This window comes from Arthrobacter sp. Hb9-2 (genome assembly GCF_059091165.1).
The window spans coordinates 1-26,194 of record NZ_JBNHGJ010000020.1 but is presented as its reverse complement, the minus strand read 5'-3'; the positions used below and the strand labels follow the sequence as shown (position 1 = coordinate 26,194).

The window sequence follows — 26,194 nt, the reverse complement described above, 5'->3', positions numbered from 1 at the left end:
CATGATCCTCTCCCCTGACCGGCTTGAATCCTTGCGGGGAAGGCTCATCGTGTCCTGCCAGGCGTACCCGGGCGAGCCCATGCGCGATCCCCGCACCACCGCACAGGTCGCCGCTTCCGCGGTCATCGGCGGGGCCGCTGCAGTCCGGGTGCAGGGCCTGGCGGACGTCCAGCACACCCGCGCAGCAGTGGAAGTCCCGGTCATCGGACTCTGGAAGGACGGGCACGACGGGGTCTTCATCACCCCCACCCTCCGGCACGCTCTTGCGGTAGCCAACGCCGGCGCCCACATCGTGGCCATCGACGGGACCCGCCGCGCACGCCCCGATCGCCTCACCCTCGCCCAGACCGTAGCCGGAATCCACACCGAATCCCACGCTCTGGTCATGGCCGACTGCGGCTCCCTCCAGGACACAGCGGCCGCCGTCGAGGCCGGCGCAGACCTCATCGGCACCACGTTGGCCGGCTATTCCGGTGAACGCCCCAAAATCCACGGCCCCGACCTTGAACTGCTGGAACAAATTGCGGCGGCAGACTTCGGTGTACCGCTCATCGCCGAAGGCCGGCTGCACACCCCCGCCCAGGCGAGGCAAGCACTTGATGCCGGGGCCTTCGCTGTGGTGGTCGGAACAGCCATCACCCACCCGGCCACCATCACCGGCTGGTTCGCGGACGCCCTGAAATGACCTCCCAGACGCCTCCCGCCTTCCTGCTGCCCGGCACCATCGTCAACGACGGAACTATCCTAGAGGACGCGGTGGTCGCCGTTTCCGGGGAACGCATCGCCTATGCCGGCCCAAGGGCAGGCTTCGATGGCCACTCTCTTCCAGGGTTGGAGGAAGTGGAGCTGCCGCCCGGAACCCTGCTCCTGCCCGGCCTGGTGGACCTGCACTGCCACGGCGCGGCAGGCGGGGACTTTCCCGGGGGTGATCTCCCGTCAGCCCGCTCAGCGGTGAAATTCCTCCACGCCAGCGGTACCACCACACTCCTGGCGAGTCTGGTAACCGCTCCCCGGGAGGACCTGATGCGCGTTGCCGAAACCCTGCGCCCCCTCTCTGGTGCACGCGATGGTTGGTTTCGGCGTCACGCCGTCCCTGGGACACACCAACGCCGATGCCCCAACGACGGCAGCCTCCCTCACCGAGGCAGCGAACCTGCTCGCCTCCACGCTGGGCAGCAACGCCCGGCCCACGGTCACCCACCTGTTCAACGGCATGCCGTCCCTGCACCACCGCGACCCCGGGCCCGTAGCAGCCTGCCTGCGACTGGCAGCAGCAGGCACCATTGCGGTGGAACTTGTTGCCGACGGCGTCCACCTCCACCCGGACACCGTCCGTATGGTCTTCGAACTTGTTGGCGGTGACAACGTCATCCTGGTGACCGACTCCATGGCCGCGACGGGACTGCCGGACGGCGACTACGACCTTGGCCCGGCAGGGGTCTGCGTCAGCGGCGGGGAGGCCCGACTACGCAGCAATGGTGCCCTCGCCGGCGGAACCGCAACACTGCTGGACGTTGTACGGCGGACGGTCGAAGCAGGGGTGGACGCGGCAAGCGCCGTGGTGTCAGCCACGGCCGTTCCGGCAAGGATCCTTGGCCTCCAGAAAGAAGTAGGAAGCCTCCGGCCGGGGCTGAGAGCCGACGTCCTGGCGGTGGACCGCGACTTCCGCCCCATCGAGGTGTTCCGTCGCGGCCTTCCTGTCCCCCGGCAGGCTGCAGCCATCACCGCTGCCCCCGCGACTGCTTCCTAAGGCTTCGCCCCAGTTCAGGCGCTCGGTTCAGGCCCTCGGCGTCGCGACCCGGACGGCCACCTGCCCGAGACCGGCACCAAGGAGGGCAGCCGCGGCTTCATCTGCCACCACGGTCACGTGCGGGTGCAGTTGCAGGACCGAAGCGGGACACTCAGCTGACACCGGCCCGTGCAGCGCTGCGGCCAGAACTTCAGCCTTATCCGCCCCGTTGACCACCATCAGCAGGTGCCGGGCTTCACGAATGGTACCGAGGCCCTGGGTAATGCACCGAGTCGGCACGTCGTCAATAGACCGGAAGTAGCGCGCGTTGGCTTTGCGGGTACGCTCGGCCAAAAATTCCACCCGCGTCCGGGAATCCAGCCCGGAACCCGGTTCATTGAAGGCAATGTGGCCGTTGTGGCCGATCCCCAGAATCTGCACGTCCACGCCGCCGGCGGCGCGGATGGCGGCGTCATACAGGGCTGCTGCGTGGTGAGGATCTTCGGCGCCGCCGTCGGGAACTGAAACCAGGGCCGGGTCCAAACCTAAACGTTCGGTTACTTCACGGCGGACTACCTCGGCGTAGCTTTGCGGGTGCCCAGCCGGCAGGCCAACATACTCATCGAGGGCAAACGCTTGGACCCCGGACATGTCCAAAGTGTGCTCCGCCAGTGCCGCGTAGACAGGCAGTGGGGAGCTGCCCGTAGCGACACCAAGGACCAGGTCAGGCTTGCTCCGGATGACGGCGGCAAGAATCCCGGCGGCAACAGCTCCGGTACCCGAGGCGTCGGGCACAACAAAAATCTCCATGGCAAAAAGGGGGTACTCTCTCGCACGGTGTGTAACCGCCGCCAATCCTGGCGGCGCGAACTATGGGACGGACGGGATGTTCAGCGTGAGGCAAAGGGGCAGTTGGTCTTCCGCACCCTCGGCTGTGACATTAGGCGGACGCGACGTCCTTCAACTTGCGGCGGATACCGTCGAAGTGGCGCTGAAGGCGCTCAGAAGCCAAGGCTTTGTCCCTGTCTGCCACTGCGTCGTAGATGTCCCAGTGGATCTGGACCTGTTCTTCAAGGTTGACCGGCCCGGAGCCCAACGCCTCATGAATCTGGCGGTAAACCTGCCAGAAGACGTCCATGAGGTTGATAAGCAGGTCGTTATTGAGTGGCGCGTAGAGACGGCGGTGAAACTCTGCGTCGTGCTGTACGAGGAGTTCACCCTTTCCGGCGGCGTCCTGCATCGCTTCCATCGTGGTACGCAACTCAGCCAGATGCTCGTCGGTCAAAAGGTCAATCGCCGACCCGATAAGGCCGGACTCAAGAGCCTGCCGCACATCGATAAGCTCCATCGCTTCCTCGCCCTTATGGCGGAGCGAGAGCCTGCCTCGAAAGGTCAGCCCGGACACGAGTGCGCTGAAATTATTGGGGGCAACGAACATGCCGAACCCGTGCCGGATCTCAATGACGCCCAGAGCCTGCAGGACTTTCAGGGATTCCCGGACAGTATTACGCCCCACACCCAGCTCAGTGGACAATTCACTCTCAGTGGGAAGGGCGTCACCAACGTCCAGGCCACGTTCCAGGATGAGCTCCATAATCCGAGTCTGCAGGGCCTGGGAGCGGATTTGCGCGCTGAACCTGGCCGGCGAAACCGAGGCGGGTGCTACTGTCACGTCATCTCCTTTGGCCGCCGTCCGGTGGCGGCCGCTCGTCTAAACTAATGGTACAGGAGATGGGACATCCTCTGTCCTGTTTCGCCATTCTTATTTTTAGAATCCTATAATCCGGCCTCACCGGCAGGTGGGATCCCCTTAGACCCAGATGATGGAGAGCCAGTATGCCTACCGTTGACATGCCTCTGGAGCAGTTGAGCACTTATGCGTCCGTAGCGACTGAGCCGGAGGACTTTGATGTGTTTTGGGATGCAACCCTGGCGGAGGCCCGCGCGCTCCCGTTGATGCCGACAGTCACTCCGGTCGACAATCTACTGCCACTCATCGACAGCTTCGATGTTTCCTTTGCCGGTTATGGCGGGGCCCCGGTCCGGGGCTGGCTCCACCTTCCGGCATACCGGTCCCCCGGCCACCGCCTGCCAGCAGTTGTGCAGTACATCGGATACTCAGGCGGCCGCGGTTTGGTCCAGGAGGACACCAAATGGGCACAGGCTGGGTACGCCCACTTCATCATGGACACCCGAGGCCAAGGCTACGGCGGGATCACCGGCGACACGGCGGACCCACACCCATCAGCAGGAGAGGTGGCCCACCCGGGCCTCATGACACGCGGTCTGACTTCGAAGGAGGACTACTACTACCGCCGGCTGTATGTGGACGCATTCAGGGCGATCGAGACGGTCCAAAGCTTTCCGGAGGTCGACGGTGACAACGTCGTCCTTGCCGGGATAAGCCAGGGTGGAGGCCTGGCCCTCGCAGCCGCCGGGCTTGCTGCCAGGAGACTGGACGGAATTCGAACTGTTCTAGCGGACGTACCCTTCCTTCAGGACTTTCCCCGTGCAATCAATCTGGCCCAACGAGGCCCCTACCCCGAAATCGCCGCGTTCCTCTCCCGGCACCGGGACCGCCATGAGCACACATTAGAGGTCCTGAACTACTTCGACGGGGTCCACCTCAGCCGCAGGGCAACCGCCCCCGCACTGTTTTCCGTGGCCCTGTTCGATGACGTGTGCCCGCCGTCAACCGTCTTCGCTTCCTACAACAGCTATGGAACCGGAAGCTCACGACGCTCGGAACAAGGGCCCACCAAATCTATCGAGGTCTACCATTTCAACGGCCACGAGGGAGGGCAGGAACACCACTGGGTCCGTCAGCTCGCGTACCTGAACGAAAGCCGCAACGGCTAGCAGCCGATACCCATCCGAACCAGATGTTGTCGCACACCCATTGCGGGTCTGTACACCGCTGCTCAGGAGTTAACCCGACGGAATATCCATTATCGGCGAACGAAAACGGACGGGGAAGTGCCTGCAAAAGGTCTGTTTCCGCCCGTCGTTCGTGGCGTTTTTCCCCCGGAGTACCGGGGATCAGACTGCTGAACCAGCGCTCAGTTAACGGCGGGGATGTCTAGGAAGGGCGGGTCAAAAGGCGCATCGGAACCGGTTTATGTCCGCCATTATCAACGTCCGGGAATCCGGGTCTCGACGCCAGACGGTTATGGGAGGCTGCTATATCGCGCTCGACTCTCCGCTGGAGCCTGACGAGGTGTACCAGGCCCACACGCCGTCCTCGTTGATACGTCCTCTCATGGCACCGAACATCCAGGGAGTGATGCCGGTAGGATCACCGCCAGCCCTCACAAAATCGGCACGCTTCTTACGGGCGGCTCTGAAATGCTCGGATAGGTACAAACCCAGTCCAAGGGCGCATCCGAGCACGAAGAACAGAATCGACAGGATGCCGTAGGGGCGCCCGACGATCAGGTTGCTCAGGAAAACGTATCCAACCGTAAACCCAACCCCACAGAAGAGAGTCCAAAAGACGGTCCAGTATCCAGACCAGAAGCGGAGACTTCTGTTACTGGGTCGCTGGTTGGGATCGTTGTTGCGCTGTAGGCCAGCAGGCTTTCCCATGGAACCCGAGTCGTTAGTCCTCTTCACAGGAGCATTCTAAGCGGGCGAGCAAAGCCTGAAGAACCAGGAAGATGTGTGGGCGCGTGTGTTCAACCGCGACAGTACGGTGGGAGAGATAGCAACGGGGTCAAAAGCTATCACCCCTGGCAGAGCCCCGGGTGACACCTCAGTCAGTTCTAGGTCTCCTTGGGAAAGCGTGAAATACCGCGCCAGGCCAGGCGGTAAACGAGCTCACTGGCAGCGTCCAGGCTAAGGGCAGCGCTGCCTTGTTCAGCAGTGTCCCCTGCCCAATAACGTGCGCTTGCTTGAGCCAAACCCATCAAAGCCCTACCCAGCAGTTCCGCTTCGACAAACGGCAAATGAGCGTCCTCGCTGATGATTCGGGCGATTGCGCCGGCGAATCCACTTCTGAATGCCTCCCGCCTCACGCGGACGTCAGGATCGTTGCTCAAACCGGATTCGAAGGCGAGGCGATATGCACCATCGTCACGGGCAATGTAGCCAAAATAAGCCCGGATAGCATCATGCACCCGTTCTTTATTGAGCTTCGTGGACCGGACGGACTCCTGCAATACATCGCCTAGTGCCTTGAGGTTGATGTCCAGCAGCTCGAGGTACAGCTCACGCTTGGATGGGAAATACTCGTACAGAACCGGTTTGCTCACATAGGCCGCTTGGGCAATATCGTCCATGTTGGCACCCTGGTAACCACTGGCTACAAAAACTTCCTGGGCTGCCTGCAGAAGCTGCAGTCGCCGCTCATCGCGTGCCACTGCATTCGGTGTCTGCTCAGCCGCTTGCGGGACTGTCTCACGCTTCACCCGTCTCTGGTCAACCACCAGGTACCCGCCTTTCTCCTGGACGGTCCACTGTACCCGGAGCGACTTAGGACCCGTCCCACCTTGCGAGCCTTGCGCCTTGTAGGTGCGGCTGGTGTCGCTTCTTGGAAATAGCTCATTCGTGTCGTGACTTCCACCGCCCCTGACTCGGTCTGCTCGGCCGGGACCGAAGACTTAGTGGGAAGGAGTCGGCGACTGCCGCCATGGGCGGATCCGAGCGCTGCCAGTTCCCGCCGCGCGATCATCAGGCACGGGTCTGCCCAGGCCGAGGCTGGTTGACGGGAAATACATTATGCATTTGTGAATGGGAGGGGGAGCTCCCTTGAAATGAACGCGCTTTGCACCCGGCGAGGGTCCTGTCAGCTGATGGTGCGGTGTAGTGGCACCTCCGACTTCGTCAGGTAATGCGGGGATCCCAGAACGTCATGCGTCGCGCAACTGGCCATGGACCCGCCGGGAAGCAGCGCCCATAGTTGAAGTGTGGAGACTCCCGATCCGGACCCGAAGGTCTTGCGGCAGCGCGCGGCCAGTAACTGGTTGAGCGGGGCGGCTTCGAGGAACTCGCCACCGGGGAATCCGGGTTGCGGAACGCTGTGCCGGCGCAGCGTGAAGGAAGATGACGGCGGCACTGAGGGCGTGAGAAGCCCATGAGTGAAGTCGTTGACCGGCTAATAACCGCTCTGAATGCCCACGACCTCGAAGCGGCAGCGGCGCTCATGCACGAGGACTACCAAAGCGAACAACCCGCCCACCCCGGCAGAGCCTTTGTCGGCCGCGCGCAGATGCACGCTAATTGGAAAGCCATTCTGGAGGGCATCCCTGACTTCCACGCTGAACTGATCCGCTCCGTCGACGACGGTGACACCACCTGGAGTGAGTGGTCCTGGTCCGGGCACCGGGTTGAGGGCCAGGACGTCCAAGTCCGCGGGGTGACACTTTTCAAGGTCAGGGACGGCAAAATTGCTTCGGGCCGGCTTTACATGGAGGACGTGGAGCGCTCCAGCAGTATCGGGGAGGATGTAGAGAGCATGTCGGGACAGCGCCCGGACGATCTCTAGTCTCGCGAGGGTGCTTGGTCCCCATGACCGTTAGCTTTACGGAATCTCCATTATCGGCGTTTGAAAGAGCAGGGGAAACCTCTTGCCGAAAGCCTGTGGAAGGAGCAGTTTAGGATGAACCTGCCTTGGCCGTCGGCCCGAGGTCCATATCCCCGGTCGGTTGATTAAATTTGCTTCGTCGCTTGATATCTGCCTATGGCCGCTTGGAGCTCTTCTAACTGCTCATATGACATCGTCCAAATCCGGGATACGTGGGGGTCCTTTCGGAACGAGACTTTAATCTCCTCGGCAGAAAATAATGGGTTTTGATTGTCCTCGATAACGAAGTGGGAAAAGTGCATTCCGTTTGTCCTTGGGAAGTGGCCGGGCATAGCTATTTGCCTCGCCCATTGTCATCAGATTGAGGATGGATGAATTAGATGGTCACAGGATCGACTGGGCTTGGACACAGCTGCGGCAGTCTGGTCATCCACCCGTGCGAGGGAGCCGCTGTAACAGCTAAGGACGGCGGTTGATCTCGTCCATGTTGGCACCCTGGTAACCACTGGCTACAAAAACTTCCTGGGTTGCCTGCAGAACCTGCAGCCGCCGCTCATCGCGTGCCTCTGTATTCGGTGTCTGCTCAGCCGCTTGCGGGACTGTCTCACGCTTCACCCGTCTCTGGTCAACCACCAGGTACCCGCCTTCCTCATGGACGGTCCACTGTACCCGGAGCGACTCGAGACCCGTCCCGCCCTGGAAACAGGTAGATGGGGTACGAGCGGGCGCTGTCTGGAGTAGCGGAGGCGGCAATAGACATTGCTGCCGGTGTAATCAGGATTTGGGCGAATGCACCGCGGTAATTTTTCCGGAAGGCTCGCGCCGCGCGTTCGGACGCCGCTCTCGGCCCTCTGGTGCGTCAACTGAGTTCCTCGAAAATCGAAATTGCGCTCAGGGCGAGCTGTACTCCTTATTTGAAACTCTAGTGCCACGGCGGCGAGGTCTAAACAGCAGCTTCAAGTACGACGGCGGGGCCGCACCCAGGAACTCAAGGTAGATTCTTAAGGGGCGGCTCCGGCGTGTTCTCGTTATGGTGGTGGTGCCTTGCCCCAGGACTTTTCGAAGGAATTAGGGTCAAGTCTCGTCTTAGGCTCAGAATGACATCTGCTGCCTGGTTGGCTGCAGAGAGCAAGGAGCGGGGACCTGGCTCCCCGCTCCCGAGTGTGTTGTCTAATTTGCTGATGTTTGTCGGCGGGCGGCCGGTGCTCCTGATTCAGCGCTCAGCAAGAGCGCTAGCTTCGGCACGTAGGTGGCCAGTGCTTCGAACGCTGCGTGCTCCGTGTGTGGGGTAGTGGCTGCTGCAACGTAGCGGTCGGGCCGTACCACAATGGTCATACCGCTGCCTGCGGCAGCCGCGAAGGCGCCGCTGGTGTCGGTGACGGCGGTTACGCGGGTCAGCGCGGGGTGGCGGCCGCCGTCGTCGTTCTTGGCCGCCCCGTTAGTATCAGTGCCCAGCCGCTTGACCTCAATGGGGGCGCGGCGATCGTGGGGGAAGTGCAGCAGTGCCCAGCCCGAACCGAGGACGGTATCCAGTGGGACGGCGTCGCCGGTGGACAGCATGACCTGCGGCTGAGACAGAGAACGGCCTACCAGCACGGCTGCCCACTTCGGGACTTCAGAGCCTGGTGGCACCACGCAGCCATCGGCGAAGTACGGCTGTTTTAGGAACTTCATCCCTGCCAGCCATGCTTTGGCGGCGGGAACGATGCCTGATGCGGTAATGGCCGCATCACGCACGGCGGTGAGCGCCGGGTTAACGTTCATCACCACTTTGCCGATCCTGTGGGACAGGCGCACCATGTCCACCGCGTGCGGGCGCCGCTCCGCCTGGTAGGTGTCCACCAGGGCGTCCGTGCCGGTCCCGCGGACGTGCGCGGCGATCTTCCACGCGAGGTTTGCCGCGTCGCGGATGCCAGCGTTGAGGGCCTGGCCGGCGAACGGGGGCATCATGTGGGCCGAATCACCTGCGAGGAGCACGTGCCCCACCCGGTAGCTCAGGGCAACGCGCTGGTGGGCAACGTAGACGGCTGCGCGACGGATGTCCGCGGCGCCAATGTTCTGGAACGGCGCGATGAGCCTGATTATGGTTTCCGGAGACGTCATCTCCGCCGCCTCCTCGCCGGGCAGGAGCATGAACTCGTAGCGGCGGCGGCCATGGACTCCGGGGACCACCACAACGGGACGTACCCCGTTGCAGTGGAACTCCGAGAACCGTTCCGGATCACCCGGGGTGTTGATGATATCCACCACGATCCACTTCTGGACCTGGGTGGAACCTTCCATCGCGATCCCGAGCTGGGAGCGCACCGGGCTGCGCCCGCCGTCGCACGCCACCACCCATTTCGACCGGACGGTGTGCCTGCCTTCGGCGTCGATCAGCACCGTGTCCGCATGGCCCGGGCCGTCCGTGATGCGGAACGCTTCGGTGCTAAAACGGACGTCGATCGACGGGCGGTCCTGGGCAGCTTCGAGGAGCAGGGATTCCATCACCGGCTGGTCAAACTGGGACTTGCCGGGCTGGCCCAGCCGCGGGGCGGCCGGGTAGACCTCCGCCAGCAGCTGTTCCCTCCGGCCGTAGTAACGGGCACCGGTGTCCATCAACATTTCAGGTGCCAGCCGGTCCAGAATCCCGATCTGCTGCATAACGCGGAGGGTCTCGTCCGTGACGCTGATGGCCCGCGGTTCGTCACTGGTACCAGCGTGGCGTTCGACGAGCATTACGTTAACGCCCTGGTCCGCCAGCAGGTTCGCCGTGGCCAGGCCGATGGGGCCTGCCCCGATGACGAGTACGTCGGTTTCAATGATTGTGTCCATGCCGGTTTGGGGTTCCGTTCCTGTAGGAATGCTGTCGAGACGGGAGCAGGGCAGGTTAGGGGACGAGCTCCACCGTGTTTCTGAGGGTGCCCAGACCGGTGATTTCCACTTCCACCACGTCACCTTCCGAGAGGAGCCCGGACGGTTCCATGAACAGGCCCACACCGCCAGGTGTGCCGGTGACGATCACATCTCCGGGCGAGAGCCTGGTGAAGCCGGTGACGTAGGCGATCAGCTGCGGAATGGTGAAGTACAGGTCGGCCACGGAGGCCTTCTGGCGAATGTCGCCGTTGACCCGGGTTTCCAGAGTGAGCCCGTTGACGTCGCCCAGCTCGGCGGCCGGGACAAGGTAGGGGCCAAAGCCGCCGGTGCCGGGGAAGTTCTTGCCGGGAATCCACTGGGAGGCCGCGAGCTGCCAGTCGCGGACGCTGAGGTCGTTGTAGGCGGCATATCCGGCAATGTAATCAAAGGCGTCCTCCTCGGCGACATGGAATGCCTCCTTGCCGATGACCAGGGCCATCTCGCCTTCATAGTCGAACTTCGTGGTGCTGGCAGGCATTTGGGCAGGCTGCAGGTGGCCCATCTGAGAGTCAGCGAAGCGGGTGAAGATGGTGGGTGCCTTCTGTTCCGTCTTGCCGGATTCCTCCTGATGACTGCGGTAGTTCACGCCGATGCAGAGGATCTTGCCGGGATCCGTGATGGCCGGGAGGAACTCGATCTCTGCTTCCGGGCGGGACGGGGCGCTGCGGAACTCCTCGCCAACAGTGCCGAAGATGCCCTGCTCGACGGCGGCGCGGAGCGTGCGGGCAAGGTTGGCTCCGCTGGGGCCAAGATCGTACGCCTGTCCGTTGTCGATGATGCCCCAGGTGGGGGACCCGTCTGCGGATACGAAGGTTGCGTAGTTCATTTGTGGGTTCCTTTCACGGCCGCCTGAGCGTCCCGGGAGGTGATGTTGATCTTCTTTGGCGGCACGCCGCCGGGGGAAAAGTACATCGTTGACGACAATACATTATCGCGTTTTTAGGCATTATGGCTATAGTTATCGATTGTTTGGGTCATGCGGCCACCATGTACTCAGCGCCTTCCGGGTGACAAAAGTGGAGAGACCTCCTCGGGAAACCGAGCACTTTGGGACTACCGCCTCATGCAGCCCGCCTGCGAATGGTTTCCTTTTTCTTAATGGTGGGCAGCCGAGGAGGCGGGATTGGTCAAGACTTTGGCACTAGTGCCCGCCCCTCGAGAGCACGTAGTAAAGGAGAGGAACATGGGCGCCATCAATGCATCCCTAGGCATCAGGGTTCCTTCTGGTGCCGCATCTGACATTCCCCTGAATCACAGGGTCGTCGCCGCCGTCGTCCAATGGCGGGGCAGGATTGCCCTGTTTAGAAGAAGCCGCCGCCCTAGCCACGACAGCGGCCTTTGGCACTGCATCACAGGATTTCTGGAAGCCGGGGCAACACCGGAACAGCAAGCTCTTGCAGAACTGTACGAAGAAGCGGGGCTGCGGGCCGAAGACCTCCAGGCGCTCCGCCAAGGACCGGACATCGTGGTCACCGACGGCTTTGGAACCCCCTGGCTCGTCCACACATTCACCGCCTTGACATCCCGAAGGCGGCTGAAAATCAACTGGGAGCACGACTCCTACCGGTGGACCGATCCGCGCAAGGCGAAGCGCTTTACAAATCGCGTGACCTGGCTAGACAGCGTGCTCGATGCAACCGGACACGGCGTCGCAACAGTCCCGGGCCCCTGAACCCGGGGTAGCTCCTAAACTCGAAGCTAGGCCAGCGAGCGAGTAAATGAACGGAACCAAAGTCGGAGCACCCTCCGTGCCCGTTCTTGGCAAGCCCGCCGACGCCTGAGCTCGATTCAGCGGCGCGGTCCGGCCCAGTACAGGGCCGCTTTGCACATCCACTGTGGTCACAGCGTGCATTCCTTGGCAGGGGTATCATCCCCGGCAAAAACTGTTCTTGCATCCACGGGTCCGGCTGCTGAGCTGCACCCGGAGCTGGAGCTTCTGCTGAATGCCTTCGAATCCACCGGTAGCTCAACCTTGTACGCCTGTCGGCCGAATCCGACGGTAAAGATCATGTGAACCTGAATGGTCGCGGCAACCAAGACTAGGTCTTCTCGACCGTCCTCTTTTCGTCTCGTGAACTATGCCCTGCGGTTTGCCCCTTTCCTGCGCGGACCCGACCCTGAGCTCCTGGGCCGAACCCTTGACACCGGTGCCTACAAAGAATCACGCTGGGACGATGGTTCGCCGTGAAAGCATATGACATGATCCCGCTCAAGCGCAGGCATAACTCGGTTCTGACCGGCGGCCACTTCAGCTGCCGAGCCGCTGGCTGAGGGCTAGAACCTTCAATGACCACGTCTGGTGGCTGGCTGGCGGCCGGTCGGTCGGGAGTTCATTCCGGGCTGCTTTCAAACTCATTGCCGCAGGACCTGCTAAGAGATCTGATCCAGTCAGATTCGGCGGGAAACAAGCTGTCGCCGCAGCTGCTCAATGAGCTGAAGATGCTGGCACGCACCCCGTACCTGCTGGTGGCCTGCAACTATGGCGGGACACTTTCTGCCGACGAGGGGACCTCCAAAGTGTCCATGCAGGTGAGCAATGCCTCGATTGCCCTGCGTGCCCTGGCCTCACTGCCCAACACGCACGCGGCGGTAATCTCAGGCCGTTCCTTGCGCGATTTGGCTGCGGTGTCTCGGCTGCCGGCCGAAGTCCATCTTGTGGGTTCGCACGGTGCCGAATTTGACATGGATTTTGTCTATGACCAGCCTGCAACCACAACGCCAATCCTTGAAGAAGTTACCGACGCCCTGGCGGAAGTAGTAAGGACCGAAAAGGACTTCAGGATCGAAAGGATTCATCGGAAACCCGCAGGGGTGTCAGTGCGCCTGATCGGGAAACCATCGGACGTCGCTGCCCGGGTGACCGCGAAAGCGGAACGGATTGCCCGGGACCGCGGGATGTATTTCATCGTGGACGGCTCCGTCCTGGATTTGTCGCTGGTGGAGCCAGCCAAGGGCCGAGCCCTCGAACGCCTGCGATCGCAGCTGGGCATCAGCGCCACGCTCTATGCCGGGGATGGACCCAGCGACGAGGACGCCCTCGCCACACTGCGCGGTCCCGACCTGGGCCTGCGGGTCGGACCCGGGCCCAGGAACGGACACCGGCTGCCGGATCCGGATGCTTTTGCGATGGTCCTGGCCGTGCTGTTCGAATTGCGCCGGGCCTGGCTTTTCGGCGAGGACGCTGTAGGCCTGGAACGGCATTCGCTACTGGGGAGCGGTTCCTCCACCGCACTGGTAACGCCGGACGCGAAAATCTGCTGGATGACCCATCCGCTGCCGGATTCCGGCTCCGTGTTCGCGCACATTCTTGGCGGCGACGCGGCCGGGCATTTCAGCGTTGAGCCCGTGCAGGCATCACGGGTGCTCGGGCAACGCTATGTGGACAGCACGATGATCGTCGAGACCCGCTGGGCGGATATAACCGTTACGGACTACCTGGAACCCTCTCCGGATGGTCTGACCAGCTTGGTGCGGGTGCTTGCCGGTACGGGCGCGGCCAGGATCGTCTTTGCGCCACGACCGGATTACACGAACGCACCCTTCACCTTGGAGGTCCGCGGTACTGACCTACACGTGCTCGGCACCGCCGATCCCATAGTCCTGCACGCCCCTGGAGTCAATTTCACGGTCAGGACCGATAACCGCCATGCAACCGCCACTGCCGACGTGGAGCTACAGAATGGGCCGGTTGTCCTTAACCTGCGCTGCGGGGACACAGGGACTTTTGTGCTCGATACCGCCGGCGAGCCAGCGCGCCGGGCCGGTGTTGCGGCAGGTTCCCAGGCCTGGGTCCGCAAGCTGAAGCTTCCTGCGGTCAAACCCTCGCTGGTTAAGCGTTCCGCGCTGGTGCTCCGAGCCATGGTGCACGAGCCCACCGGTGGAGTGTTGGCGGCGCCCACCACCTCGCTGCCCGAGGGAATCGGCGGAATCCGCAATTGGGACTACCGGTACTGCTGGCTGCGTGACGGTTCCATGACCGTTAAGGCACTCGTGGATATTGGTTCCACCGACGAGGCCGATGGGTTTCTGCGATGGCTAGGCCGAATTTTGGACCAGGCTCCAGGCCCGGAGTGGCTACACCCGCTCTACTCGGTAACTGGGAACTCGATGGCCAGCGAGGCAACCATCGAAAGCTTGCCAGGCTATGCCGGGTCACGCCCGGTACGGATTGGCAATGCTGCGGACCACCAGGTGCAACTGGACGTTTTTGGCCCAATTGCTGAGCTGATTCATAGTCTCAGTGAATACCACGGTCTTTTGACCGATTTCCAATGGCAACTGCTGGAGCAAATGGCCACGGCGGTCCTGGCCCGCTGGCGCGAACCAGACCACGGAATCTGGGAAGCCCGGCGCCCACCGCGCCACCACGTTTACACCAAGGTGATGTGCTGGGTTACCTTGGACCGCGTCGTACGCACCGCCGAGCGTCATGGAAGGGTACTTGATCCGCTCTGGCGCACCGCCGCTGCCACCATCCGAACCGAAGTCCTCCAACAAGGCTGGAACGAGGAAGCCGCTTCGTACACCGTGGCCTACGACAGCCCCGACCTGGACGCAGCAGTCCTGCATATTGGCCTCTCCGGCCTGCTAGACGTAACCGATGAACGGTTCCTGAAAACAGTTAATGCCGTCGAACGTGTGCTGCGAGTAGGCCCCACCGTTTTTCGGTACCGCTACGACGATGGGCTGCCCGGGTTGGAGGGCGGCTTCCACATCTGCACGACCTGGCTGATCGAGGCCTACCTCGCTGTAGGCCGCACTGATGACGCCGAAGTACTGTTCGGCCAGCTTGTTAATCTCATGGGCCCCACGGGGCTGTTGCCCGAAGAATATGACCCTACAACCGAAACGCATCTGGGCAACCACCCTCAGGCATACTCGCACCTGGGTCTGATCCGCTGCGCCCAGCTACTAGACCGGCACCAAGGCAAGGAGAGCTGAACCTACCCCGCAAACCCTTGGCGCATCGCCCCTCGACGAACAGCGACTCATGCGCCGTAACCTGCGAGAGGGGCGGGTGGTTGAATCATATGTAGTTCTTTAGGGAACTAGATTGCACCCGCCAAACTTTCCTCTGTCAGGCCTCGGGGTCTGCTTCATACCAGCCCACCCAGGCGGACGAAGTCAACCTGATGGTGGGTGCTGCCAGTTCGGCTTCCCACAGGGCCACGTCCTGCTTGTAGCTGAGGTGGGACAACAGTCGCAGGTGATGTGCCAGAAAAATCATGGGTTATTTCCCTTCCAAGCGGAGTTCACCGGCCGTTCCAGGTCCGCAGCGGCGATGCTGCGGGGATTCGACGGCGGCATGTGGGGCATAAAGAGATTCACGGCTTCGGGTATCTGGTCCATGAGTTTGGCGGCCACGGCGGATGCCTATGGTTTCCAGGCTGCTGCTTCCGGGGCCGGCGGCTTCCTATCTTGCGCCATCATGACGGAACCTAGCCTCTGGCCCCGACGGCGATCCGGTCATCGGAGGGCGCGTCAGGCGCGCCCTCCGGCGCAGCGGGGGCACCGTCGATTTCCGCGAACATGGCATCGTAGGCACCGCTCTCCCCCGCTGCCTGGGCCTTGCGGTGGTCCAAACCGCGGGCGCGGCTGATGCTACCTAGGTAGAAACGTTCGTAAAGTTCGATCCGGCTCCCCAGTGCCGAGCCGGCGAAGTCCCAGGCGGTGCGCATAATGCGGGCGCGTTCCTGGGCGCTGATGCCGTTGGCGCCGGGGAGGTACTTTTCGAGCAGCGGGCCCAGCCGGGGATCGTGGAACGCACCGCCCGTGGGTGTCGCCAGCAGGTTGTGCGAGCCCATGGACTTGATGATGTCGTTGATCCGGATCATCCAGCCCGGCATGATGGCCCGCAGGGAGCTGATGTCGTCGTGGCAGAAGTACGCTCCGCCGCCCCAGTCCGAGGCCCGAAGTTCCGCCGAATGGATGGCCGCCCGGGTGAGCCGCAGGTAGGTGTAGATTTCACCGAGCATCGCGGCGACGTCAGGCTTGCCCTCAGTCCCGGTCACCTTGGCAATCTGCGTGCACAGATCGTAGGCGAACTCCAGCTTCACGGCTGCGCGGATGGCCGTCTGCTGCTGCGTGTTGCCGGAAGCGGTGCCTGCGTTGATGGAGTTGTAGACGTCCAGATTGCCGTCAATGAACACGCGGTCCCAAGGCACCAGGACGTCGTCGAAGATTATGACAGCGTCCTGTTCGTCGAAGCGTGAGGAGAACGGCTTGTCCTCCAGGGCCGCGTCCACGCCGTAGTGGTCCCGACAGATGGCGACGACGCCGGGAGTGGCCACGGGGATCGCGAAGGAGATTGCGTATTCCTCAAAGCCTTTTTGGATGGGCACTGCCGGGTAGACGTACAGCTCGTCGGCGATGGGACCGAGGGTGGCGAGCATCTTTGCGCCTTTGACGATGAGGCCCTGCTCGGTCCGTTCCACCACGCGCAGGGTGAGTTCCTCGTTCATGCCCTGAAGCTCGCCGACACTCTTATCGATGGCGGCGTGCACGATCGTGTGTGTCAGTGCAAGGTCCCTTTTGATGACTTCAAGCTGGTATGCCGCGAGACGCTGGTGGTACACCGGGTCCCCGGAGCGGTCAAAGATGTCCTTGCGGGACACGTGCCCGGCCAAGACCACGTTGACGTAGTCTGGCGTGCGGCCAAGCATGCCATTGGAGTACCGGGCCAGACGGTCGAAGGCGCGGTGGCGGCGGTCGATGTCTTCCGTGTTCCTGGGCAGCGAGTGGCTGACGTTCATGGCCTCCCCGGTCTCCGGGTGGGTGCCCAGGCAGTCCGCCGCGTACTTGTGCTGGTAGTCGAAGTAGCCGGCCATCCCTTCCACCGAGCCCTTGAAGGCCGGGTGCTCAAGGACGGAGATGCGCTCCGACCCGAGCCACACCTCGCGGCCGTCGTCCAGGCCCCGCTTGTACTGTGCTCCGGTGCGTGCTGTCACTTCGAACTCCTTCTCGGCTGGCGCCGGGGATGGTAGGTGGTCTGAAACATTATCACTCGCGAAATGCATTCTGGGGTAATTTTATATAAAAAATGCGCAACTGACAATGCCTTGCCCCAGCTCTCGCCACACTGCGGGGCACTCTGATTCGACTCTTGGAACCGTTAAGCGTCATTGATTTCATCGAGCAGAATCTCTTGGTCGATCTAATCGTCGGGGTTCAGGCCGCCCTGCAGGTACAGCTCGGGGCAGAGGATATATCCCGGCGGATGTTGCTGTGTCCCATATACACGCCCGCCGCGCCGCTGCGAGGCAATTAGGAGTAGATCACGTCCACCTCCGGGACGAACCCCGGGGTATGCCGATAAGTAGGCGCCGCCGCCCACCCGTGTCATCTCGATGGCCTCCTTTCCTTCCCGGATCGAGAGCCGTGGCAAGCGCCTGCCGGCCTCCTGCGCGGCAAACCTGAAGCGCGTCTCACCCGAGCTCGGCGGCAACTCCCGGTGGTCATCTATCGGGATGCGGACCTTGAGCGAGCCATTGACGGCGCTTCAGCGACTAATTGCAGGAATTTCGCAACGGGCGGCGGAGAGGGTGAGGCGTCCCAGATTGGCCCGGTGATTTCCGGGCAGCAGCGAGCGGGTCCTCGGTTATTTTCAGAGGACGCGAACAGGACGCGGAGGTGGTTACCGGCGGCGCCGCCGTCCCCGGCGACGGCTTTTTCATCCAGCCGACCGTCCTCCGCAACACGAACCCTGAGTTTTGAAGGTGGTCCGCAAGGATTTTTGGGCCGGTGCTTTTTGCGGCAACTTTCCGCGACTCGGACAGCGTGGCGGAAATAGTGGGGCGGCCAGTGACACCGTTTACGGGTCTTCCTCCACGATCTGGACGAAAGACGCATTCCGGGTCCACCGATTCCTACGCAGAATCAAGGCCCGCGGTTTAAGCGGTTCGGCTGGGGCAAGGAGGGCGGCCGGGAGGGCGGAAGGCGTACATTCAGGTCAGGCCCGTAGCGGTCCTGGGCCGGACGGGGGTTTGCTTCATTAGCGTCCGGCCCCTTCTCTGTGCTGGCTTCCGTCGCCGCAACTTGTCGGTAGCTGTTTAAGACTGGCGTCTTAAAGCGGGACAGCCGATTCGGCGACGCCGTCCGGGGCCTCCGCGCCGACCTCGCGATACCGCCGGGGCCAGACCCCCTGCTTTCCGGGCGCCAGGATGCCGTTGGGATCCAGCACGTCCTTCAGTTTCTCCTGGAGCCGTCGGATGGCGTTGTTGTTGTAGTCGAAGCCGTCGGCGATGACATCCATGTAGTCCACATGGCTGCGGTAAGGCGCGTACCCGTGGCTGCGGGCCGCTGCCAGCAACGCTGAGTACAGAGCCCGGGCGCGCGCCAACTGCTCCTGGTTATCGTTTTCGAAGAAGATCATGGTCACGTGCACCATATGGCGCGGGTAGAGGTGGTAGCCGATGTACAGGTCAAAGCCGAACCGGCGGTACAGCTCTTTGGCTTCGCGATAGAACGCCCACACTTCCTCCCCTCGGGCGGGAATGATGGGGGCGGCGTCGATATGCCCGCCGTTTTCCGCCGCCCATGCCACCGTGGACAAGGGCTTCAGGGTGGGCACTCCGGCCATTTGGGTGCGGTCCATATCCGCAATGTCGTCATAGGCGACCTGTACGCCTTCAGCTCCTTCATAAAGCCTGGCTTTTACGGTGAACCCTTCAAGCCCGGCGAAACGTTCCCGAATGATCTCGAGCCTGCGTTGGGCGAGTCCTTTGTCGCCGTAGATCGCGAACTTGGCGTTCCACTGGCCAATGCCCATTTCCTGGCGCATTTCCTCGAGGCGGTCGTCCGGAATGGACCCTTCCCCCTGGTACCAGCGTGACCGCGGACCGTTCATGGTGGCCGCCCGAATCACGTTGCCGCAGAGGGCGTTGTTCTGAATGACGTCCTCGCGCCGGAGTTGGGTCAGGATGTCCACCAGCTTGGGCATGTCCTCCTCGCGCTCCACCACAACGTCGCCGTTGATGTACACGTCCGGCCAGGGCATCAGCCAAAGGCCGATCTTGGTGACGATGCCGAGATTTGATTGGGTGAAGATACCGTCCAGCGTGGGGCCGAATCCGCCTTTGAAGATGGGCCCGAGTTCCGTTCCGTCCATGGCCCACATTCCTGTACGCACCAGCTCACCGTCCGGCAGGATCACCTCCATACCGCAAATGGATTGCACATGGTCGCCCATCGGGGTCATGCCGTAGCCGCGGTCCAGGGCGTTGCCAAGGATGGATCCCCAGCCGAGGGCGGGAACGGACATCCAGAGCTTCAGCCCGTTTTCCTGGATGTGTTCGAAGAGGTCAAAGAAACTGACACCGGGCTCGATGACGGCGTAGTTAAGATGGTCATTCACTTCGATGATCCTGTTGAGGCGGCTCAGGTCCAGCGCTACCATGCCGCGGCTGCGCGGTTCCGGTCCCCCATAGCCCAGGTTCTTGCCCTTTGAGAAGGACCACAGTGGAACGCCGGTGTCGTTGGCGAGCCGGACCACGGCCTGCACCTCCTCCACGCTCCCGGGACGCACGCCAGGCCACTTGGCCCGCCCGGGATTTAAGGGATACGGGTCGATATAGCCGTCTTTGGGCGTGGCACGGACAACATTGCCGGGGCCGACAATTGCTTCTGCCTGGTCGAGAAAGGTGGCTTGGGCGTCCATTTACGTTACGTCACTTTCGGGGAAGGGTTCTGCCGCTGCGGCGATGGCGGGGACGCCGTCGCCGGCGCCGTCTCTCTTATAATGGCAAGCTGAACTGCTCAAGTAAATCGTCTATTTCCGCTCTTCATGGTCAGTAAAATTGACATATGAACATCACTCTGAACCCATCGATTACGCTCCGCCAGGTCCTGCACTTTGTGGTCGCGGCCGAAACCGGAACGATGAGCGAGGCAGCACGCCGGCTGCACATGGCGCCGTCAGCTATTTCCATGTCCATCGCGGAACTTGAGCGGATTGTCGGGGCCCAGCTGTGCATCAAGCGCAAGTCCAAGGGGCTCACCCTGACATCGACGGGCATCGTGGTCTTCCGGCAGGCGCGCCAACTGCTTGACCTCGCGGATGAGATCGCGTCGCTGTCCAAACGCGCCAGGACTGACATCCGTGGCCCGCTGACCGTCGGGTGCTTCATGCCGCTGGGACCCACCATCATTCCCCCGATGCTGGCCGACTTCGCGGAACAGTGCCCGCACGTGGAGGTCGATTTCATTGAGGGGTACCACGAGGATCTGCAGGAGCGGCTGCTCAACGGTTCCATCGACGCCGCCTTCGTATACGATATGGACATTTCCCCTGCCCTCAAGACGGCGCCGCTGCTGTCCCTGGAGCCGTACATCCTGCTTCCGGCGGACCATCCACTGCGTGAGACGGAGGTGGTTTCGCTCAAAGATGTGGCAGCAAACCCGCTTATCTTCTTCGACGCCCCGCCCATTTCCACCCGCATCCTGGACATGTACCGCGATGCCGGTCTGACCGCGGACATCCGGCACCGCTCCCGCAGCTACGCCACCGTCCGGTCCCTGGTGGCGAGTGGCCGTGGTGTTGCTGTGATCTTCCAGCAGCCAATGCTGGACGCACCATATGAAGAGTTGAAGGTTGTGCTCAAGCGGGTTGCCGAGCCACGTGTCCACACCCGCTCCCAGGCCACCGTTTCGCTGGTCTGGACGCGGAGCATGCGGTTGAATGCCCGCGCCCAGGCGTGGGTGGATGTCGCCGTCGAACGCTTTGGTTCTGCCGCTTCCTGAGCGGAGGACCCTTTACTGCGCCCGCCTACGCTGACGGGCGCGAGAGCCCGAGGTTGTCACGCAGGGTGGTGCCCTCATACTCGGACCGGAAGTAGCCGCGGTCCTGGAGCTCCGGAACGAGCTTGTCGCAGATGAGCTTGAACCCGCCCGGGTTGAAGGGAGCGTTGAGGTTAAAACCGTCGCAGGCCTTCGACTCGAACCAGTCCACCATGCGGTCCGCCACCTGAGAGGGAGTGCCCGCCATCCACTGGTGCCCGGTGGAGCGGGCCAGGTCCACGATCAGTTCGCGCAGCGTCATGCCCATGTCAACGCTCTTCTTGCGGTAGATCTGGTAGCGGCTCCCCATCCGGGGGTCGTCGGAAAACCACTCCGCGGGGATTGTTTCATCGAACTCCAGCTCGGAAAGGTCCATCTTAAGGTCGGCGCCCACCTGCTTGCGGCCGTTGCCGAGGTGGACGTAGCCCGCCAGCTCGTTGGCCAGGTCCTGCGCTTCCTTCTCGGTGTCGCCGAGGATCGGCAGGATGCCCGGAATGATCTTGACATCGTCGGGGTTCCGGCCCTTCTCGGCCACCATGTTCTTGAACTTGGTGTAGAACTCCATGGACGGTTCCTTGAACGGCTGGGCGGTGTAGATCCCGTCGGCCACCGAGGAACCAAGGTCCATGCCGGGGCCTGAGGATCCCGCCTGGACCAGCACGGGGCGCCCCTGCGGCGACCGCGGCATGTTGATGGGCCCTTCAACTTCGAAGAACTCGCCCTTGTGCCGGATGGCTTTGAGCTTGCTCCGGTCCACGTACTCGCCGGAGTCCCTGTCCACGATGATCGCGTCATCGGACCAGCTGTCCCAGAGGCGCTGCACCACGTCCACGAACTCGTTGGCCCGCCGGTAACGCACCGCCGGGCCCGGAACATCCTCCACCCCGTAGTTGCTGAAACCGTCCGACGACGTAACGATGTTCCAGCCGGCCCTGCCGTTGGACATGTGGTCCAGGCCGCACAACTGCCGCGCCAGATTGTACGGCTCGGAAAATGAGGTGGACATGGTCCCGATCAGGCCGATGTTCTTCGTTCTGGCAGCCAGCGCCGCCAGCACGGTCATGGGTTCATAGAACCCGTTCATCTTGATGTCGCCCCGCATCACCGTGTTGGCGTGGGCGATGTCACCAAAGAAGACGGCGTCGAGCTTTGCGGCCTCGGCCATCGCGGTAAGGTCTGCCACGAACTCCAGGTTGCCCAGCTCTTCGGCCCGGCTTCCTTCCATGCGCCAGCTGTCCTTGTGGTAGCCCGCCGGCAGCATGAAGGTGGTGAGTACCATGTGATTCTTAGGCTTCATTGCCTGGTTCCTTTCGTCGTTATGCGCGTCGGTCCGCACGCCGCCTCGCTTGTCTCCAGCATGGCGGTCAGCAGTACCAACGTAAATACAGAAGATTTAGCATTATGAATTCAAGAAAACTGACAATGCTCGTAGCCATGGGGCGGGAAGCACTCTCGGCATTACGTTCACACCTTGAAGCCGTTCTTGCGTATGTTTTAGACGGCGTCGAGTTTGAGGCGCGAGCCCTCACGCGTGAGGCGCACCGCGGCGAGGCCTGCGGCCAAGATCACGATCCAGAATACGGCTACCATCCACACGCTGCCGCCGGCTGCGAGAACCAGGCCCGTGGCGATCATGGGAGTGAAACCGGCGCCGATCATTGAGGCACCTTGGTAGGACAGGGACGCGCCGGTATAGCGGACACCGGTGGGGAACTGCTCCGAGATGTAGGCGCCGATTGGTCCGGCGAGGGCCCCCTGAACCAGGCCGTTGCCGACCACGACTGCCACGGCAAAGCCCCACATGGTCCCGTTCGTAAGCAGCATAATGAGGGGGAAGGCCAGGACGATGGCCGCCACGCCCGCGCCGGTAAGGACAGTGCGTCGGCCAATCCGGTCACTGAGGCGTGCCGAGTAAAAGCAGACCGCCACCGTCACCACGGCGGCGACTCCCTTCCAGTTCAGGACGCCGGAGCGGTCCACGCCGCTTCCGACAGCCATGGAGACGCCCCACACGGTCAGCAGCCCCTGGCAGGCGTAGAATCCCAGCGTTGCCACGAGGGTGACCACGACGAGACGCGGATGATGACGGAGCACCTCCAGCAGAGGCGGGTGCTTGACTTTGGCAGCTTCGGCGTCGAGCTTCTGGAAGACCGGTGTCTCTGCCACCCGAAGTCGGATGATCATGCCGATCAGGATCAGGAGGGCACTGAGGAGGAAGGGTATCCGCCAGCCCCAGACCAGGAACTGGTCTCCGGTAAGGGCGGAAACGGCGGAAACCACTAGCGTGGCCAGCAGTCCACCGGCCGGTCCGCCGGCGTTGGCGAATGCTGCGGCGAGGCCGCGTTTTTTCGCCGGTGCGTGCTCGAGGGCCATGAGGGTGGCGCCTCCCCACTCCCCACCAACGGAAATGCCCTGGATGACGCGCAGGAGGACCAGTATGATCGGCGCCGCAACGCCGATCTGCGCCGTGGTGGGCAGGAGCCCGATAAGGACGGTCGCGCCGCCCATCATGAGCATCGACAGCACCAGCATCTTTTTGCGGCCGAGGCGATCGCCGAAGTGGCCGAAGACGATGCCGCCCAGAGGCCGGGCAACGTATCCGGCCGCAAGGGTCGCAAAGGAGGCAAACAAGGATAGGCCCGGGCCCAGGTTGGCAAAGAAGACCCGGTCAAATACCAGGGACGCAGCCGTGGCGTAAAGGATGAAGTCGTAGTACTCGATGATGCTGCCGATGAGGCTGGAACCAAGGATGCGGCGCATGTCCTTAGTGTTCAGTGAGCCGTCGGCGGGTACCTTCCTGCCTGAGGACACGTCCACCGGCATCTGGCTTTTCCGGGTGGTTTTCGGGTTCAACATGATCTCTTTTCGAAAGCTGTGAGAGTTCGTTCCGACGGCATTGTTGGTTACGTCCCGAAGCAACCTTCGTCCGCTCCCGTAAGCACTGACGCAGACGACGGGGTGAGGCTACTCAAAAAGCATAACCCCGACGAAAGTGCTTAATCGGGCTGTGAGGACGAGCTGGAATGGCCGGAATGGCGAAATACTCAGCGGTGGAAGGTGCTGAGGAACCGGGGATCCACGGGGGCGAGGCCGAAGTTGCGGAAGTCCATGGGGCGGTATGCACTCCACATGTTGTACCAGTTCTCGTCCTCGCCCCATACGACTGGGGGGCGGGAGTCGTCGTAGATCTGTTCCAGGTCCGTGTAAAGCTCGACGACGGCCCCGGAGGTCTCCACGTAGTATGCGGCGATGTTGTGGCCGGCACCGTGTCGTACCGGGCCCCAAATCAGCTCCCGGCCCAGTTTGTTCAGCCGGTCACCGAGCTTTCCAAGATCGGAAATGCTTTGCGTCTGCCACGCGTGGTGGTGCAGAGTTCCCTCGCCGCGGACCAAGGCAATGCCGTGGTGGTCAGGGTTGCAGCGCATGAAATAGGCAAAGTCGTCACCTATGACGTCCGAAAGACGGAAATCCAGCACCCTATGCAGGAAGCGCATCATGCCGCCGACGTCCCGAGGGTGGAAGTTGAAGTGGCCGTAACGGTCCGGGCCAAAGGACTGCTGGAGGGCGATATTTTCCTGCATGCCTACATAGATTTCGAACACGACGCCCTCAGGCCCGATGAAGGAAAACCCGTCCTCAATGCCAACACCGCGGGGCTTGTTGCTGAGGATTGTCAAGTTCTCGTTTTCCACGCGCCGCCGGATCTCCCGCAGCGCGTCGCCATTGGCCGCGACCAGGCCGAAACCATCAACGCCGTTGACATCGGACTCGACATAGACCAGTTCGTGGTGGACATTACCGGCAGCGAGGTACACGGCATCGGAAGTCCGTTCCGTTTCACGGAGTCCAAGGATCTGGGTCGCATCAAATACCGAGTTACTGAGGTCCGTTGTCTGAATGCTTACGTGGCCCATGGCGCTTATTAATCCCCAAGACATCCTTGTCTCCTACTCCTTGCTCGGCTCTAACGGATGTGATATCCGCTACATCTCAGATAAAACAGTATCGCAGTTAGAATAGATTATCTACCGATAAGGCAATAAACAGCGAATCTGCAGCATCCTTTGACTTTGAGTGCCATGTCCTGCATAGTTCGTATACGATTTCGTACTCGACGAGGAGTAGCACCTTGGAACAGGTCACCGACGACACATTGGCTGCGGCGCGGAAGGTTATCGCCGTGCATATCAACTACCCAAGCCGGGCTGCGCAGCGGGGACGCACCCCGGCGCAGCCGTCCTACTTCCTGAAGCCATCGTCGTCGCTCTCCCTCAGCGGCAGCGGTGTGGAACGCCCCGCGGGCTGTGAACTGCTCGGCTACGAGGGCGAGATCGCGCTGGTCATTGGCAAGGCCGCCCGCCGGGTTGGAGTCGAGGACGCGTGGAGCCACGTGGCCGCGGTGACCGCCAGTAACGACCTGGGCGTCTACGACCTGCGCTACGCGGACAAGGGTTCCAACCTTCGGTCCAAGGGCGGGGACGGCTTCACTCCGGTGGGTCCGGCACTAATCCCGGCAGACGCCGTCGACCCTGCCAAATTGCGCATCCGCACCTGGCACAACGGCGAACTGGTCCAGGACGACACCACGGAGGACCTGCTCTTCCCGTTCGCCCGGCTGGTGGCCGACCTGTCCCAGCTGCTCACCCTGGAGGAGGGCGACATCATCCTTACCGGCACCCCGGCCGGCGCCTCCGTAGCCAAACCGGGTGACGTGCTCGAGGTGGAGGTCTCTGCCGGGGACCTCACCACAGGCCGCCTGGTTACCCGGGTGGAGGAAGGCACGACGCCGTTCGCGGATTTTGGTGCCGGGCCAAAGGTTGATGACCTGCAGCGGGAGGAAGCGTACGGATCCCGCGAAGCCGCAGGGCTGCCCGCATCCGCGGCCACCCTCTCCCCCGGGTTGAAGGCCAAGCTGGAGTCCGTGGCCACCGCCACCCTGTCTTCGCAGATGCGCAAGCGCGGACTGAACAACGTCAGCATCGACGGGCTGCAGGCCACCCGGCCGGACCGGCGCGTGGTGGGCCTGGCCCGGACCCTGCGCTATGTTCCCAACCGCGAGGACCTGTTCAAGACCCACGGCGGCGGGTTCAACGCACAAAAGCGCGCCATCGACTCGGTCAACGAGGGTGAAATCCTGGTGATGGAAGCCCGCGGCGAAAAAGGCACCGGCACCGTGGGTGACATCCTGGCCCTGCGCGCCCAGGTGCGCGGCGCCGCGGCGATCATCACCGACGGCGGCGTCCGCGACTACACCGCCGTGGCAGGCCTGGAGATGC

The 26,194-nt window shown here is 62.4% G+C and carries 22 protein-coding genes; 8 read left to right on the top strand and 14 right to left on the bottom strand.

What is annotated here, in order from left to right; genetic code table 11:
- The first annotated feature begins 1 nt into the window (after nucleotide 1).
- Both AC5RV1_RS12495 and AC5RV1_RS12490 read left to right on the top strand, forming a co-directional pair.
- The gene (locus tag AC5RV1_RS12495) at nucleotides 2-685 is read left to right on the top strand and encodes an N-acetylmannosamine-6-phosphate 2-epimerase (protein WP_493994777.1); all 684 of its coding nucleotides are present in this window, start codon (nucleotides 2-4) and stop codon (nucleotides 683-685) included.
- A gap of 381 nt (nucleotides 686-1,066) precedes the next feature.
- Nucleotides 1,067-1,750 (top strand): amidohydrolase family protein, encoded by a 684-nt coding sequence (locus tag AC5RV1_RS12490; protein WP_493994815.1) that lies wholly within the window; start codon nucleotides 1,067-1,069, stop codon nucleotides 1,748-1,750.
- A 27-nt stretch (nucleotides 1,751-1,777) separates the two neighbouring features.
- Here AC5RV1_RS12490 and AC5RV1_RS12485 read toward each other — a convergent pair whose 3' ends face one another.
- Nucleotides 1,778-2,539, bottom strand: a complete 762-nt coding sequence (locus AC5RV1_RS12485; protein ID WP_493994776.1) for a glucosamine-6-phosphate deaminase — start codon at nucleotides 2,537-2,539, stop codon at nucleotides 1,778-1,780.
- 130 nt (nucleotides 2,540-2,669) lie between these two features.
- Nucleotides 2,670-3,401: a FadR/GntR family transcriptional regulator gene (locus AC5RV1_RS12480; protein ID WP_493994775.1), complete on the bottom strand. Its 732-nt coding sequence runs from the start codon at nucleotides 3,399-3,401 to the stop codon at nucleotides 2,670-2,672.
- 164 nt (nucleotides 3,402-3,565) lie between these two features.
- On the opposite strand from AC5RV1_RS12480, the gene AC5RV1_RS12475 reads away from it, so the two are divergent.
- Nucleotides 3,566-4,588: an acetylxylan esterase gene (locus AC5RV1_RS12475; RefSeq protein WP_493994774.1), complete on the top strand. Its 1,023-nt coding sequence runs from the start codon at nucleotides 3,566-3,568 to the stop codon at nucleotides 4,586-4,588.
- 321 nt (nucleotides 4,589-4,909) lie between these two features.
- Here AC5RV1_RS12475 and AC5RV1_RS12470 read toward each other — a convergent pair whose 3' ends face one another.
- Nucleotides 4,910-5,341 carry a hypothetical protein gene (locus AC5RV1_RS12470; protein WP_493945867.1) on the bottom strand — a complete coding sequence of 144 codons (432 nt, stop codon included), beginning with the start codon at nucleotides 5,339-5,341 and terminating at the stop codon, nucleotides 4,910-4,912.
- A 149-nt stretch (nucleotides 5,342-5,490) separates the two neighbouring features.
- Complete coding sequence (locus tag AC5RV1_RS12465) at nucleotides 5,491-6,153, bottom strand: TetR/AcrR family transcriptional regulator (RefSeq protein ID WP_493994773.1); 663 nt, start codon at nucleotides 6,151-6,153, stop codon at nucleotides 5,491-5,493.
- Between the two features lie 647 nt (nucleotides 6,154-6,800).
- Between AC5RV1_RS12465 and AC5RV1_RS12460 the strand changes: the two genes are divergently transcribed.
- Nucleotides 6,801-7,211, top strand: coding sequence for a nuclear transport factor 2 family protein (locus tag AC5RV1_RS12460; protein ID WP_493994772.1), 411 nt, complete (start codon nucleotides 6,801-6,803; stop codon nucleotides 7,209-7,211).
- A gap of 498 nt (nucleotides 7,212-7,709) precedes the next feature.
- On the opposite strand, the gene AC5RV1_RS12455 is transcribed toward AC5RV1_RS12460, so the two are convergent.
- From AC5RV1_RS12455 to AC5RV1_RS12445, 3 genes are all read right to left on the bottom strand, one after another.
- Nucleotides 7,710-7,883 (bottom strand): hypothetical protein, encoded by a 174-nt coding sequence (locus AC5RV1_RS12455; protein ID WP_493994771.1) that lies wholly within the window; start codon nucleotides 7,881-7,883, stop codon nucleotides 7,710-7,712.
- Between the two features lie 537 nt (nucleotides 7,884-8,420).
- A complete protein-coding gene (locus AC5RV1_RS12450) occupies nucleotides 8,421-10,064 on the bottom strand; it encodes an FAD-dependent monooxygenase (protein WP_493994770.1) in 1,644 nt (547 codons plus the stop codon).
- 55 nt (nucleotides 10,065-10,119) lie between these two features.
- Complete coding sequence (locus AC5RV1_RS12445; RefSeq protein ID WP_493994769.1) at nucleotides 10,120-10,971, bottom strand: fumarylacetoacetate hydrolase family protein; 852 nt, start codon at nucleotides 10,969-10,971, stop codon at nucleotides 10,120-10,122.
- Between the two features lie 357 nt (nucleotides 10,972-11,328).
- On the opposite strand from AC5RV1_RS12445, the gene AC5RV1_RS12440 reads away from it, so the two are divergent.
- Both AC5RV1_RS12440 and AC5RV1_RS12435 read left to right on the top strand, forming a co-directional pair.
- Nucleotides 11,329-11,817, top strand: coding sequence for an NUDIX domain-containing protein (locus tag AC5RV1_RS12440; RefSeq protein ID WP_493994768.1), 489 nt, complete (start codon nucleotides 11,329-11,331; stop codon nucleotides 11,815-11,817).
- 614 nt (nucleotides 11,818-12,431) lie between these two features.
- A complete protein-coding gene (locus AC5RV1_RS12435) occupies nucleotides 12,432-15,086 on the top strand; it encodes a trehalase-like domain-containing protein (protein WP_493994767.1) in 2,655 nt (884 codons plus the stop codon).
- A gap of 136 nt (nucleotides 15,087-15,222) precedes the next feature.
- On the opposite strand, the gene AC5RV1_RS12430 is transcribed toward AC5RV1_RS12435, so the two are convergent.
- The 4 genes from AC5RV1_RS12430 to AC5RV1_RS12415 form a co-directional block, all read right to left on the bottom strand.
- The gene (locus AC5RV1_RS12430) at nucleotides 15,223-15,372 is read right to left on the bottom strand and encodes a hypothetical protein (RefSeq protein ID WP_493994766.1); all 150 of its coding nucleotides are present in this window, start codon (nucleotides 15,370-15,372) and stop codon (nucleotides 15,223-15,225) included.
- On the bottom strand, nucleotides 15,369-15,509 hold the full coding sequence (locus AC5RV1_RS12425; protein WP_493994765.1) for a hypothetical protein: 141 nt from the start codon (nucleotides 15,507-15,509) through the stop codon (nucleotides 15,369-15,371). Before AC5RV1_RS12425 ends, AC5RV1_RS12430 begins: the two co-directional genes overlap by 4 nt.
- A gap of 74 nt (nucleotides 15,510-15,583) precedes the next feature.
- Nucleotides 15,584-17,092: a 4-hydroxyphenylacetate 3-hydroxylase N-terminal domain-containing protein gene (locus AC5RV1_RS12420; RefSeq protein ID WP_493994764.1), complete on the bottom strand. Its 1,509-nt coding sequence runs from the start codon at nucleotides 17,090-17,092 to the stop codon at nucleotides 15,584-15,586.
- Nucleotides 17,093-18,207: 1,115 nt separating this feature from the next.
- On the bottom strand, nucleotides 18,208-19,800 hold the full coding sequence (locus AC5RV1_RS12415) for an FAD-binding oxidoreductase (RefSeq protein WP_493994763.1): 1,593 nt from the start codon (nucleotides 19,798-19,800) through the stop codon (nucleotides 18,208-18,210).
- 146 nt (nucleotides 19,801-19,946) lie between these two features.
- Here AC5RV1_RS12415 and AC5RV1_RS12410 point away from each other — a divergent pair, with 146 nt between their 5' ends.
- Entirely contained in the window at nucleotides 19,947-20,882 is a 936-nt protein-coding gene (locus AC5RV1_RS12410) for a LysR family transcriptional regulator (RefSeq protein WP_493994762.1), read from the top strand.
- A 25-nt stretch (nucleotides 20,883-20,907) separates the two neighbouring features.
- Here AC5RV1_RS12410 and AC5RV1_RS12405 read toward each other — a convergent pair whose 3' ends face one another.
- From AC5RV1_RS12405 to AC5RV1_RS12395, 3 genes are all read right to left on the bottom strand, one after another.
- Nucleotides 20,908-22,215, bottom strand: a complete 1,308-nt coding sequence (locus AC5RV1_RS12405; RefSeq protein ID WP_493994761.1) for an NtaA/DmoA family FMN-dependent monooxygenase — start codon at nucleotides 22,213-22,215, stop codon at nucleotides 20,908-20,910.
- A gap of 197 nt (nucleotides 22,216-22,412) precedes the next feature.
- Complete coding sequence (locus AC5RV1_RS12400) at nucleotides 22,413-23,678, bottom strand: MFS transporter (protein WP_493994760.1); 1,266 nt, start codon at nucleotides 23,676-23,678, stop codon at nucleotides 22,413-22,415.
- A 284-nt stretch (nucleotides 23,679-23,962) separates the two neighbouring features.
- Entirely contained in the window at nucleotides 23,963-24,832 is an 870-nt protein-coding gene (locus AC5RV1_RS12395; protein WP_493994759.1) for a VOC family protein, read from the bottom strand.
- A gap of 215 nt (nucleotides 24,833-25,047) precedes the next feature.
- On the opposite strand from AC5RV1_RS12395, the gene AC5RV1_RS12390 reads away from it, so the two are divergent.
- A partial coding sequence (locus tag AC5RV1_RS12390) for a fumarylacetoacetate hydrolase family protein (RefSeq protein ID WP_493994758.1) occupies nucleotides 25,048-26,194 on the top strand: 1,147 nt, incomplete at its 3' end.

Excerpts from the sequence above, each read along its gene's own strand:
- AC5RV1_RS12450 (WP_493994770.1), bottom strand. The coding sequence starts at position 10,064 with ATGGACACAATCATTGAAACCGACGTACTCGTCATCGGGGCAGGCCCC.
- AC5RV1_RS12460 (WP_493994772.1), top strand. The coding sequence starts at position 6,801 with ATGAGTGAAGTCGTTGACCGGCTAATAACCGCTCTGAATGCCCACGAC.
- AC5RV1_RS12485 (WP_493994776.1), bottom strand. The coding sequence starts at position 2,539 with ATGGAGATTTTTGTTGTGCCCGACGCCTCGGGTACCGGAGCTGTTGCC.
- AC5RV1_RS12435 (WP_493994767.1), top strand. The coding sequence starts at position 12,432 with ATGACCACGTCTGGTGGCTGGCTGGCGGCCGGTCGGTCGGGAGTTCAT.
- AC5RV1_RS12410 (WP_493994762.1), top strand. The coding sequence starts at position 19,947 with ATGAACATCACTCTGAACCCATCGATTACGCTCCGCCAGGTCCTGCAC.
- AC5RV1_RS12475 (WP_493994774.1), top strand. The coding sequence starts at position 3,566 with ATGCCTACCGTTGACATGCCTCTGGAGCAGTTGAGCACTTATGCGTCC.
- AC5RV1_RS12440 (WP_493994768.1), top strand. The coding sequence starts at position 11,329 with ATGGGCGCCATCAATGCATCCCTAGGCATCAGGGTTCCTTCTGGTGCC.
- AC5RV1_RS12405 (WP_493994761.1), bottom strand. The coding sequence starts at position 22,215 with ATGAAGCCTAAGAATCACATGGTACTCACCACCTTCATGCTGCCGGCG.
- AC5RV1_RS12445 (WP_493994769.1), bottom strand. The coding sequence starts at position 10,971 with ATGAACTACGCAACCTTCGTATCCGCAGACGGGTCCCCCACCTGGGGC.
- AC5RV1_RS12495 (WP_493994777.1), top strand. The coding sequence starts at position 2 with ATGATCCTCTCCCCTGACCGGCTTGAATCCTTGCGGGGAAGGCTCATC.
- AC5RV1_RS12415 (WP_493994763.1), bottom strand. The coding sequence starts at position 19,800 with ATGGACGCCCAAGCCACCTTTCTCGACCAGGCAGAAGCAATTGTCGGC.
- AC5RV1_RS12430 (WP_493994766.1), bottom strand. The coding sequence starts at position 15,372 with ATGATTTTTCTGGCACATCACCTGCGACTGTTGTCCCACCTCAGCTAC.
- AC5RV1_RS12490 (WP_493994815.1), top strand. The coding sequence starts at position 1,067 with ATGGTTGGTTTCGGCGTCACGCCGTCCCTGGGACACACCAACGCCGAT.
- AC5RV1_RS12395 (WP_493994759.1), bottom strand. The coding sequence starts at position 24,832 with ATGGGCCACGTAAGCATTCAGACAACGGACCTCAGTAACTCGGTATTT.
- AC5RV1_RS12400 (WP_493994760.1), bottom strand. The coding sequence starts at position 23,678 with ATGCGCCGCATCCTTGGTTCCAGCCTCATCGGCAGCATCATCGAGTAC.